This is a genomic window from Streptococcus sp. HMSC062B01 (genome assembly GCF_001811085.1).
GTDB lineage: Bacteria > Bacillota > Bacilli > Lactobacillales > Streptococcaceae > Streptococcus > Streptococcus gordonii.
Window position 1 is genome coordinate 190,323 of the sequence record NZ_KZ672807.1, and the last position, 11,585, is coordinate 201,907.

Here is an 11,585-nt window from a genome sequence, read left to right on the forward strand (position 1 = left end):
TTTTTCTTATGAAAAAGTGGCAAAAAGTCGCACTCTTCTCAGCCAGCGCACTCTTGATTACAGCTTTGGCTGCCTGCGGTAGCAGTAAATCATCTAGTTCAGAAAATGGTCCAACAACCATTAAGATGTACCAAATTGGTGATAAACCAGACAACTTGGACAAATTGTTGGAAAATGCTAACAAGATCTTGGAAAAGAAAGTTAATGCTAAATTAGAAATGCAATACCTTGGTTGGGGTGACTACAGCAAGAAAATGTCTGTAATTACTTCATCTGGTGAAAACTATGATATCGCTTTTGCTGATAACTATGTTGTAACTGCTCAAAAAGGTGCTTATGCTGACTTGACAGACCTTTATAAGAAAGAAGGGAAAGAACTTTACAAAGCTCTCGACCCTGCTTACATCAAAGGTAACACTGTAAATGGTAAGATCTATGCTGTTCCAGTAGCTGCTAACGTAGCATCATCACAAAACTTTGCCTTCAACGGACCTCTTTTGGAAAAATATGGAATTGACATTTCAAACGTGAATTCATATGAAACACTTGAACCTGTTTTGAAAGCAATCAAAGAAAAAGATCCAAACGTTGTACCATTTGCAATTGGTAAAAACTTCATTCCATCAGAAAACTTTGACTACCCAGTAGCAAACGGTCTTCCATTTGTTATCGATATGGAAGGTGACACTACTAAGATCGTCAACCGTTATGAAGTCCCTCGCTTCGTAGAACACTTGAAGACTCTTCACAAATTCTACAATGCTGGATACATTCCTAAAGACGTAGCAACAAGTGATACCACTTACGAACACAACAGCGATACATGGCTTGTTCGTGAAGAAACAGTAGGTCCTGCTGACTATGGTAACAGCTTGCTTTCACGTGTAGCAAACCGTAAGATCGAAATCAAACCAATTACTAAATTCATCAAGAAAAACCAAACAACTCAAGTTGCTAACTTTGTCATCTCAAACAACTCTAAGAACAAAGAAAAAGCAATGCAAGTGTTGAACGAATTGAACACTAACCCAGAACTTCTTAATGGACTTGTTTATGGACCAGAGGGAGAAAACTGGGAAAAAGTTAAAGGTTCAGAAAACCGTGTAAAAGTCTTGGATGGCTATAACGGAAACACTCACATGTCTGGATGGAACACTGGTAACAACTGGATCCTTTACATCAACGAAAATGTAACTGATCAACAAATTGAAGATTCTAAGAAAGAATTGGCTGAAGCAAAAGAATCACCAGCTCTTGGATTTATCTTCAACACAGAACCAGTTAAATCTGATATCACAGCTGTTACAAACACAATGCAACAATTTGATACAGCTATTAACACTGGTACAGTAGACCCAGAAAAAGCTATTCCAGAATTGATGGAAAAACTTAAATCTGAAGGTGCTTACGACAGAGTACTGAAAGAAATGCAAAAACAATACGATGAATTTTTGGCTGCTAAAAAATAAGCCGAGGTAAACATTGAGGTTGGGATTTAGATCCCGACCTTCTTGTTTTTTTCTTGTTCGATTGTTCAATTTTGAAAAGAGTAAGGATCTAAAATATGGTATAATTTGTTTATATGATTTTTAGATTGAAGATGTAATAGAAGAGGTAGGATATGGGGAAATTCATTGAATTTGTTTTTCAAAAAATTTATATGGCAATGCTGGCATCGGGAATTTTTTTAGTCCTGACTCTCTGTGGTGGTGTCTTGTTTGGCCTAGCACCTGCTAGTACGGTTTTAATGACTCTTTTTGCTCAATACCGATATGATTATAAAGCTTATAAGTGGCAAGAGGCTTGGTCCTTATTTAAAGAGAACTTTCTTCGTTCTAATCAGGTTTTTTATACCCTACTTTCAATTGAGGCAGTTTTCTTGTATGGCCTCTATCTTCTTGTTCAGCTGCCTCAGTCTATTTTAACTGTGATTATCAGTATTTTAAACCTGCTTTTAGCTCTTCTATTGCCACTAGCTTACGCAGTTTATTTGAAATTGCAAGTTTATTTCGAGTTGTCTTATATAAATTCGATCAAGCTTTCCTTTATTGGCATGTTTTTGAATGTAGGTGCAATGTTTAAGATTGCATTTGGAACGGCCATGATTATGGCAATCTTTTATTACATGCCTGCCTTGGTTTTCTTTGTCTTTCTGGGGGCTTGGCATTTCTTTATCAGTGATTTACTAGAACCAGTCTATCAGTTGATTGCTTCTAGATTAGTGGACCAACCATGAAAAAATTTTGGTTAAATTCCTTGCTAAGAGTCTATGCAATGACCATGTTTGTCATTGTTGGCTTTGTAGCTTTGTTAATCTCTTATGCCAGTTGGCAGTCCAAGGTTCAAGAAGTAACAGAAACTTCCCAGCGTATTTCAACAAGATTGGTTGACGAAGTTGAATCCTACTATCAGCGTGGTGTTCAAATCACTAAAAGTCTTGTAGGTAACCAGGCCAAGTTAGAAGGTGTCTATAATTATTTCACCATGTCGCCATCCGAATACATTTATTGGCGTTTAAATAATGGTCTTCTTGGGATTGTTGAAGTTTCGCTACACGAGAATATTGCCGATATTTATCTGCAGAATGATTTTGTGGCTGGTTTTGATATTGCATTGCAGGATTACAAGACAGTCTTTGTTTCAACTCGTCAAAAACAAGGAGGAATGCAAGTTGAAGCTAGTAAATATAAGCCAGCTAAGAATGCTTTTCCAATCCCTATTTATGACAGTGTCACCAGCAACCATATCGGGGTCGTTTATCTAACGATTGATTCCCAAGTTTTTGAACAAACGATTGACAATATTCGAAATACAACCCCTGTACTGGTTAAAATTACCTCGCCCTTCCAAAAAAATATGCTGACATTTGGGGAAGGGAAAAGTAAGAATTGGCTGGTCAAGGAGACACCTCATGGCTATGGTGTTCAAGTGGCTGTTCCAGAACATTATGTTTTAGAGAGAAGTTTAGTAAATGCCATTGTCATAGTGGGTATTAGTGCAATTCTAACAGGCAGTCTTTATCTGATTCTGCAACGAGTATTCCGCAACTATCAGCGCCAGGTTATTGATTTGGTGGATACGATCCAAGCAATAGGACAAGGAGACAGTCACTTAAGAATTGAGACTGCAACCAAGGAGCAGGAATTGCTCTTGATTGCTGATAACACCAACACCATGTTGGATAATCTTGATCGCAATATTCATGACATCTACCAGCTACAGCTGAGTCAAAAAGATGCCAATATGCGGGCTTTGCAGGCCCAAATCAATCCGCATTTTATGTATAACACTCTGGAGTTTATTCGTATGTATGCGGTTATGAAGAGCCAAGAAGAACTTGCGGATATTATTTATGAATTTAGCAGCTTGCTGAGAAACAATATTTCTGATGAGACGCAGGTGACCCTGGAAAGCGAATTGGAGTTCTGTCGTAAGTATAGTTATCTCTGTATGGTGCGCCATCCAAACTCGGTTGCTTATGGCTTTACCATTGCTGAGGAGCTTAAAGGAATGATTATTCCTAAGTTTACTATCCAGCCTTTGGTGGAGAACTATTTCGTCCACGGTGTAGACTATCGCAGAAAGGATAATGTAATCAGTGTCAAAGTCTTGAAAAAATCTGATGCAGTTCAAATCATTGTTCAAGACAATGGCCGTGGAATAAAGGCTGACCAGCTTGCAGAAATCCAGCAAATTTTAGCCAAGCGTCAATTGGAAAATTCGGAAAATAAGGAGAAAAGGACCTCGATTGGGATTATCAATATCCACGAACGTTTCTTGCTTTTCTTTGGAGATCGCTATAGCATTGCTGTAGAGTCGGGAGAAAATAGGGGCGTTCGCTATATTATAGAGATCAAGGATGAATAAGAAAACACCATGCATAAAGTATTACTAGTTGATGATGAATACATGATTACCGAAGGTCTGAAAGTTCTCATCCCTTTTGAAAAATGGAATATGGAGGTTGTGGCAACAGCCAATGATGCTGAAGAAGCGCTAGACTATGTTAAAAACCACCCTGTTGATTTGGTCATCACCGATGTCAATATGCCAGGTATGAATGGCCTAGAAATGATTGCCCAGATGAAAGAAAGCCTACCTAAACTCGCCTTTATCATCTTGTCAGGCTATCAGGAGTTTGAATATGTCAAAAAGGCCCTAAATTTGCAGGTGGCTGATTATTTGGTCAAACCTGTCAATAAGGTTGAGCTTGCAGCTATTTTAGAGAAACTTTCCAAGCAATTTGACCAATCTTCTCACCATCAAATGGAAGCAATTTTCCAAGATGGTCTATCAGAGGAGGATTTGACTAGACTGTTAGAAAAGGAAGGAACAATTTGGCTAGGAGCTAGTCGAATCCCTCAAGGTATCGCTTCTACTTCTTATTCCGTATCTGGTCAGACCTTATATCTTTTCCTATCACATACGAAAGAAGAGAGCCTCTACCAGATAGAGCTGGAGCCTCCTTACAAAGATAATTTGCAACAATTCAAATCCAATCTTGAGAAAGTTGTCTTTTATGGAACGGTTGGCCTGCATCAGGCGGATCCCCTTTTCCAATACTATGAACCCATGTATCGTGTGATTATTCAGGGGAATATCAATCAGATTTTGGACGAATTAGACTTGCTAAAAGGTGTCGTCTTGAGTCACACACCAAGGATATCGATTACCAAACAGCTCTTTATTCAATTTATGATGGATGTTTATCATTTGTTCGAGCATTTGAAACCAGATGATATGACCAGCATTATCAAGGAGATTGAAGGCATGATGTCCTTTGAGGACCTGCTAGATTATATTAAGCAAAAGCTAACTCATCTATTTGCTCAGTATCGTATGAATGAAAACGTCGCCAGTGTTCTAGAAGTCATTGGTCGCGATTATCAAAAGGATCTGTCTTTAAAGGATATCAGTAAAGACCTCTTTATTAATCCGGTCTACCTAGGACAGTTGATTAAGCGTGAGACCAATTCGACCTTTGCTGAGCTTCTGAATAAGCAGAGAATTAAGGCGGCCCAACAGTTGCTTTTGTCAACCAATGACAGTATTGAAGATGTCTGTTATGCAGTGGGTTACAGCAATGTTGGATATTTCTACAAAGTATTTAGAAAACTCTGTGGCAAGTCGCCAAAGGCCTACCGCCAGCAAGTAGACTAATGAATCAGATAAAGCTAAGGATCTATTTAGAATTTTTCTCTTTAAAAAGCAGAAAAATTGGAATAAATAGGTCCTGTTTTTATACCATCAGAAAGAGTATAATGAAGGTGACTTTATAAAGTGAGGTAACCATATGCTTACATTTCCAAAAGACTTTGTTTGGGGTTCTTCCACATCTGGTCCGCAAACTGAAGGCCGCGTGCCTGGTGACGGCAAGGGTGACAATCTTTGGGATTACTGGTACAAAGTGGAGCCTAATCGCTACTACAATGAAATCGGCCCAGAACAAACATCTACTTTTTATGAACATTGGGAGCAAGATATTGATCTTCTAGCCGAGACAGGTCATACAGCCTTTCGAACTTCTATCCAGTGGTCACGGGTTTTCCCACAAGGCCGAGGCGAAGTTAATCCTCAAGGAGTGGCTTTCTACAGACAGGTCTTTGAAGCCATTAAGGCTAAGGGAATCCGCCTTTTAGTCAATCTCTACCACTTTGACCTGCCTTTTGCACTTCAAGAAGATGGGGATGGTTGGGAAAATAAGGCAACCATCAAGGCCTATGTTGACTATGCTCGTTTCTGTTTTGAGACCTATGGGGACTTGGTAGATCAATGGATTACCTTTAATGAACCTATCGTTCCGGTGGAGTTTGGCTATTTTTATGATGCCCATTATCCTCACAAGGTAGATGCAAAAGCAGCGGTTCAGGTAGCCTATCACACACAACTAGCTAGTAGTCTTGCAGTCAAGGCTTGTCATGAAATCTTGCCTGACTCTAAGATTGGGATTGTCCTAAACTTGACACCGGCTTATCCCCGAAGCCAACATCCTGCTGATGTGAAGGCTGCGCGTATTGCAGACCTCTTCCAAGCCCAATCTTTCTTAGATCCATCTGTTTTAGGGACTTATCCAGAGGAGTTAGTGGAGATTTTGTCTGAGCATGATTTGCTGCCAGATTATACAGCGGAGGAGTTGGAACTCATTCGCGAGCACACCGTGGACTTCCTTGGAGTCAATTACTACCAGCCTTTGCGGGTTATGGCACCGCGTTTTGCAAAGCATCCGGACAGTCCACTCCTGCCAGAGCATTTCTATGAGCCATATGTCATGCCTGGTCGTAAAATCAATCCCCACCGTGGCTGGGAAATATACGAGCAAGGGATTTATGATATCGCTCAAAATATCAAAGAAAATTATGGCAATATCGAATGGATGCTGACGGAAAATGGAATGGGAGTTGAAGATGAAGAAAGATTCCGTAAAGATGGCTTTATCCAAGATGATTATCGTATTGACTTTGTCAAAGGCCATCTGCGCCAGCTCCACCGTGCCATTCAAGACGAGGCCAACTGTACAGGCTACCTCATGTGGACCTTTATCGATTGCTGGTCTTGGCTCAATAGCTATAAAAACCGTTATGGCCTGATTGAATTGAATTTGGAAACTCAAGAACGGATTATTAAGAAATCAGGTTATTGGTTTAAAGAATTAAGTCAAAACAATGGTTTTGAGTGAGTGAGTACTCTGTTATCTTTGGTAACAGGGTTTTTGCTTGGCTAAGATGGAGAGTATATCTTATATTTTTTAGCTATACCAATTTTAAAGCTTGACAAGGGAAAAAGAAAACTATATACTGTTCTTGCTTGTTTGATACCTAATGTATCAGACTATACCAATTTTAAAGGAGAGTAGTGATGTCCGTGGTGCATCACTCAATTAGTAAGTATGTGTGGAATTGTCGGAGTTGTCGGAAATCGCAACGCAACAGATATTTTAATGCAGGGTTTGGAAAAATTGGAATACCGTGGTTATGACTCAGCTGGAATTTTTGTAACAACAGGAAAAAATTCTAGCCTGGTCAAATCTGTCGGCCGTATTGCAGACCTGCGTTCTAAAATTGGAATCGACGTGGCAGGTTCGACTGGTATTGGTCATACCCGCTGGGCTACTCACGGGAAACCAAGCGAGAGCAACGCCCATCCTCATCGCTCTGAGACAGGACGTTTTGTCTTGGTGCACAACGGAGTCATTGAAAACTATTTGGAGATCAAAGAAGAATACCTTTCAGGTCACCATTTCAAAGGTCAGACAGATACTGAAATTGCAGTGCATTTGATTGGGAAATTTGTTGAAGAAGACGGTTTATCAGTCCTAGAGGCCTTTAAAAAAGCCCTTCATATTATCCGTGGATCTTACGCCTTTGCCTTGGTTGATTCAGAGGATTCAGAGGTCATTTACGTTGCAAAAAATAAATCTCCGCTTCTAGTCGGTCTGGGAGAAGGCTATAATATGGTCTGCTCAGATGCCATGGCCATGATTCGGGAAACCAATCAATTTATGGAAATCCATGACCAAGAGTTGGTTATTGTTCGTAAAGACAGTATAGAGGTTCAGGACTATGACGGTAACCTTCAGAAACGCGAAAGTTATACTGCTGAGTTAGACTTGTCTGATATTGGTAAAGGAACCTATCCTTACTATATGCTCAAGGAAATCGATGAGCAGCCAACTGTCATGCGTAAACTCATCCAAGCTTATACGGATGAAAACGGGCAAGTAGTTGTAGATCCAGCTATCGTCAAGGCTGTACAAGAAGCTGACCGTATTTACATTCTTGCAGCAGGGACTTCTTACCATGCTGGCTTTGCTTCTAAGAAAATGCTTGAAGAATTAACAGATACGCCAGTTGAGCTGGGAATTTCATCTGAATGGGGCTACGGTATGCCACTTCTCAGTAAAAAACCACTCTTTATCTTTATTAGTCAGTCAGGCGAAACAGCTGATAGTCGTCAGGTCTTGGTCAAGGCCAATGAAATGGGGATTCCAAGCCTAACAGTTACAAATGTGCCAGGATCAACCTTGTCTCGTGAAGCCAATCATACCATGCTTCTTCATGCAGGTCCTGAAATCGCGGTTGCTTCAACCAAGGCCTATACTGCACAAATTGCTGCCTTGGCATTCTTAGCTAAAGCAGTAGGAGACGCCAATGCTTCGGAAAAAGCTGCAGCCTTTGACCTTGTTCATGAACTATCCTTGGTAGCCCAGTCTATTGAATCGACCCTTTCTGAGAAAGAGCTAATTGAGAGCAAGGTTGACAATCTCTTGGGAACAACTCGCAATGCCTTCTATATTGGTCGTGGTCAAGATTACTATGTAGCTATGGAAGCCAGCCTCAAGCTTAAAGAAATTTCTTATATTCAGTGTGAAGGATTTGCAGCTGGTGAATTAAAACATGGTACGATTGCCTTGATTGAAGAAGGAACACCAGTTCTGGCCCTCTTATCAGATCCTGTCCTTGCCAACCACACGCGGGGAAATATCCAAGAAGTAGCAGCTCGTGGTGCCAATGTATTGACCATTGCTGAAGAAAATGTAGCCAAAGACAATGATGATATTGTACTCAGTCAAGTACATCCTTATCTGTCACCGATTTCTATGGTCGTTCCAACCCAGCTCGTTGCTTATTATGCAACCCTGCATCGTGGTCTGGATGTTGATAAGCCACGTAACTTGGCCAAGTCAGTAACCGTTGAATAAGATCATAAAACCTAGTTCTGCTAGGTTTTATTTGTTTTCTCAAAAATATTCTGTTATGCTATAGGTTATAAGGAAACATTTCTTATATACTACTTATAGATACATGGGGGATCGGATGAAGAAAAAAGGTAATGTCATTTCTCTGATTGTCGGCTTGGTTTTTGGGAGTTCATTTTTGGTGAGAACCTTCTTGATTTATCAGGCTAGAGAAGCCAAAAGACAGGAAGTTGCTAAGGTCAAAGATGTACAGAAAACAATTCAATCTATAGATGAGAAAAGAAGTGAAGAGGTGAAGAAACAATTGAGTAAAACTCTCAGTAGCGCCTTATCTTCCCACTCAGCTTATGAAAAGTACACTCAGATTGATAATCAGTATGCGCTAGGTGTTCGAGCGGGAGCTTACTATTTGGTAACCCTTAGTACGAAAGAGGAGCGCTTACTAGAGGGTGTGGATCAGGCATTTTCTACAACATATAAAGATGAAGATAGCGGAGAGAATGGTGTTGCTTTGTTAGGACATAAAGATGGTGCTTGGCATATATTGGATGAAAAAGGTGAAACGATTATAACACTAGAACAAACGGATATCTCACCAGAATCAAAAATGATCATAAAAAATAATACAGTCAGCTTCCAATGATTTATGAGTAAGAAGTGAATTGACAACTCCCCCGAGAAAACTTGGGGGATATTTTTTAGGAGCAGGATATTGGTTAAATGTCTTGAAAAAAGCATGAAAAAAATTTAGTTTGGTGAAATAGTTGCCGTGAGATATGCTATAATAAATTGAATGCAAAAAAGAAAAACTTGCAAATCAGATTAAAGGTGTCAGGGAAGTCTGATTAACTTAATTCTGATAGCATAAAAGAAGAGGAATTTTATGACAAAATTATATGGAAGTTTGGAAGCTGGCGGGACTAAGTTCGTCTGTGCGGTTGGTGATGAGAAGTTTGAAATTGTTGAAAAAACACAGTTTCCTACTACAACACCGATTGAAACTTTAGATAAAACGATTGAATTTTTCTCTCGTTTTGATAATTTAGCTGGTTTAGCTGTTGGCTCTTTCGGACCAATTGATATTGATCAAAATTCAAAAACATACGGTTTCATTACGACAACTCCAAAGCCACATTGGGCGAATGTGGATATCGTTGGTGTCCTTCGTCGTGCTCTTAATGTACCAATTTACTTCACTACTGATGTTAATAGTTCCGCTTTTGGAGAAGTGGTAGCTCGCAACAATGCTGGTGGCCGTATTGAAAACTTAGTCTATTATACAATTGGGACAGGAATTGGAGCTGGAGCGATTCAACGTGGAGAATTTATCGGTGGTGCTGGTCACCCAGAAATGGGTCACTACTATGTAGCTAAGCATCCGATGGATGTAGAAAAAGAATTTAATGGTGTCTGTCCTTTCCACAATGGCTGTTTGGAAGGTCTGGCAGCTGGTCCAAGCTTGGAAGCTCGTACCGGAATCCGTGGTGAAAATATTGAGCTTAACAGCTCTGTCTGGGATATTCAAGCTTACTACATTGCTCAAGCTGCGATTCAAGCTACTGTAACTTTCCGCCCAGATGTGATTGTCTTTGGTGGTGGAGTAATGGCGCAACAGCACATGTTGGACCGTGTTCGCGAGAAATTCACAGTACTACTCAATGGTTATCTTCCTGTTCCAGATGTTCGTGATTATATTGTGACACCAGCTGTAGCTGGTAATGGTTCAGCAACGTTGGGTAACTTTGTACTGGCTAAAGAAATCAGTGAACGACATGCAAAATAAAGGAGTAAAGGTCTGACTTGATCAGGCCTTTATTATATGAGGTGTAACATGCAACAATCTATTGTAAAAGATATTCTCTTTTTACAGCAAAAATCAGAAGTAGCTGTAAAATCCGATCTCTACCTTGCTCAAGATTTGCAGGATACTCTGCTAGCCAATCAAGAAAACTGTGTCGGTCTTGCGGCCAATATGATTGGGGTTAAGAAGCGCGTGATCATTTTTATGTACGGGCTGGTTCCAATCATTATGTTTAACCCAGTCTTGCGCGCTAAGTCAGGCCCTTATCAGACAGAGGAAGCTTGCCTGTCTCTTGTTGGTAGCAGATCTATAACCCGTTATCAAGAAATTACTGTCGATTACCTAGATCGAAATTGGCAACCACAAACCATAACTCTGAAAGACTTTCCAGCTCAAATCTGTCAGCACGAGCTGGATCATTTGGAAGGGATTCTCATATAGGGGGATAGAATGAAAGTATATAAGCGCGATGGCTCAACTTTTTATTTCATAGGCTTTCTCTTGCTCTTGGGAATCTTTTTTACTATGGGCTTTGCCTCTTTAGATAAGCAGACTACTGCATTAGAAAGTCAGAATAATGCGAATCAAATAATTTATCGTAATCCAACCAGCAAAGAGGATGAGAGAAATGGTCGGACTACTGAAGAAAGTGATGTTATGTTAAGTATGGTCCATTGGGGGGTGGGGATCATTGCTATTTTGATGTTTGTTTTAGGCTATATTTCCAATCATAGACCTCCGATTCTAGAGATAGATCAATCGGGAATGAGATTAAGAGGGCTATCAGATAAAAGCGAGAAGTTCTTCTTATGGCAGGAGATTGAGATGATTGAATATGATCTTTACCGGTCTCATAGGACGTCTGCAGATCCGGACATTCGAATTCTATATTTTTATCCTAAGGATCAAGACGCAAGTGCCATTTCTTTAAATTTGGACCATGTGAAAGATGTTAGTTTCAACGAACTCCATCAACAGATTTCCGAATTGGCTCCTCATATTAAGTGGCTATTTCCATAGAAAAGAAGAAAGTAAAGATGAGACGAGGGAACCTCATTTTTCTATTTAATAGACGTTTTTAGAGCATTA

The 11,585-nt window shown here is 40.0% G+C and carries 10 protein-coding genes; all 10 read left to right on the forward strand.

Annotation, left to right across the window (positions count from 1 at the left end):
- Positions 1-8 precede the first annotated feature (8 nt).
- Positions 9-1,469, forward strand: a complete 1,461-nt coding sequence (locus tag HMPREF2780_RS11295; RefSeq protein ID WP_012130800.1) for an ABC transporter substrate-binding protein — start codon at positions 9-11, stop codon at positions 1,467-1,469.
- A gap of 152 nt (positions 1,470-1,621) precedes the next feature.
- Positions 1,622-2,236 carry a YesL family protein gene (locus HMPREF2780_RS11300; protein ID WP_012130799.1) on the forward strand — a complete coding sequence of 205 codons (615 nt, stop codon included), beginning with the start codon at positions 1,622-1,624 and terminating at the stop codon, positions 2,234-2,236.
- Positions 2,233-3,867: a sensor histidine kinase gene (locus tag HMPREF2780_RS11305; protein ID WP_105026637.1), complete on the forward strand. Its 1,635-nt coding sequence runs from the start codon at positions 2,233-2,235 to the stop codon at positions 3,865-3,867. Before HMPREF2780_RS11300 ends, HMPREF2780_RS11305 begins: the two co-directional genes overlap by 4 nt.
- Positions 3,868-3,876: 9 nt before the next feature.
- Positions 3,877-5,160, forward strand: coding sequence for a response regulator transcription factor (locus tag HMPREF2780_RS11310; protein WP_048777784.1), 1,284 nt, complete (start codon positions 3,877-3,879; stop codon positions 5,158-5,160).
- A gap of 133 nt (positions 5,161-5,293) precedes the next feature.
- A complete protein-coding gene (locus tag HMPREF2780_RS11315) occupies positions 5,294-6,676 on the forward strand; it encodes a glycoside hydrolase family 1 protein (RefSeq protein ID WP_061596782.1) in 1,383 nt (460 codons plus the stop codon).
- A gap of 210 nt (positions 6,677-6,886) precedes the next feature.
- Positions 6,887-8,698, forward strand: a complete 1,812-nt coding sequence (gene glmS, locus HMPREF2780_RS11320) for a glutamine--fructose-6-phosphate transaminase (isomerizing) (RefSeq protein ID WP_061594151.1) — start codon at positions 6,887-6,889, stop codon at positions 8,696-8,698.
- 115 nt (positions 8,699-8,813) lie between these two features.
- Complete coding sequence (locus tag HMPREF2780_RS11325; protein WP_061596801.1) at positions 8,814-9,338, forward strand: hypothetical protein; 525 nt, start codon at positions 8,814-8,816, stop codon at positions 9,336-9,338.
- Between the two features lie 240 nt (positions 9,339-9,578).
- Positions 9,579-10,478, forward strand: coding sequence for a fructokinase ScrK (scrK, locus tag HMPREF2780_RS11330; RefSeq protein ID WP_045773521.1), 900 nt, complete (start codon positions 9,579-9,581; stop codon positions 10,476-10,478).
- 48 nt (positions 10,479-10,526) lie between these two features.
- The gene (locus HMPREF2780_RS11335; RefSeq protein WP_061596784.1) at positions 10,527-10,937 is read left to right on the forward strand and encodes a peptide deformylase; all 411 of its coding nucleotides are present in this window, start codon (positions 10,527-10,529) and stop codon (positions 10,935-10,937) included.
- 9 nt (positions 10,938-10,946) lie between these two features.
- Positions 10,947-11,516: a hypothetical protein gene (locus HMPREF2780_RS11340; RefSeq protein ID WP_061596786.1), complete on the forward strand. Its 570-nt coding sequence runs from the start codon at positions 10,947-10,949 to the stop codon at positions 11,514-11,516.
- Positions 11,517-11,585 lie beyond the last annotated feature (69 nt).

What these genes read in the sequence shown, in the direction of transcription:
- HMPREF2780_RS11295 (WP_012130800.1), top strand. Translation starts at nt 9, where the DNA reads ATGAAAAAGTGGCAAAAAGTCGCACTCTTCTCAGCCAGCGCACTCTTG.
- HMPREF2780_RS11300 (WP_012130799.1), top strand. Translation starts at nt 1,622, where the DNA reads ATGGGGAAATTCATTGAATTTGTTTTTCAAAAAATTTATATGGCAATG.
- HMPREF2780_RS11305 (WP_105026637.1), top strand. Translation starts at nt 2,233, where the DNA reads ATGAAAAAATTTTGGTTAAATTCCTTGCTAAGAGTCTATGCAATGACC.
- HMPREF2780_RS11310 (WP_048777784.1), top strand. Translation starts at nt 3,877, where the DNA reads ATGCATAAAGTATTACTAGTTGATGATGAATACATGATTACCGAAGGT.
- HMPREF2780_RS11315 (WP_061596782.1), top strand. Translation starts at nt 5,294, where the DNA reads ATGCTTACATTTCCAAAAGACTTTGTTTGGGGTTCTTCCACATCTGGT.
- glmS (WP_061594151.1), top strand. Translation starts at nt 6,887, where the DNA reads ATGTGTGGAATTGTCGGAGTTGTCGGAAATCGCAACGCAACAGATATT.
- HMPREF2780_RS11325 (WP_061596801.1), top strand. Translation starts at nt 8,814, where the DNA reads ATGAAGAAAAAAGGTAATGTCATTTCTCTGATTGTCGGCTTGGTTTTT.
- scrK (WP_045773521.1), top strand. Translation starts at nt 9,579, where the DNA reads ATGACAAAATTATATGGAAGTTTGGAAGCTGGCGGGACTAAGTTCGTC.
- HMPREF2780_RS11335 (WP_061596784.1), top strand. Translation starts at nt 10,527, where the DNA reads ATGCAACAATCTATTGTAAAAGATATTCTCTTTTTACAGCAAAAATCA.
- HMPREF2780_RS11340 (WP_061596786.1), top strand. Translation starts at nt 10,947, where the DNA reads ATGAAAGTATATAAGCGCGATGGCTCAACTTTTTATTTCATAGGCTTT.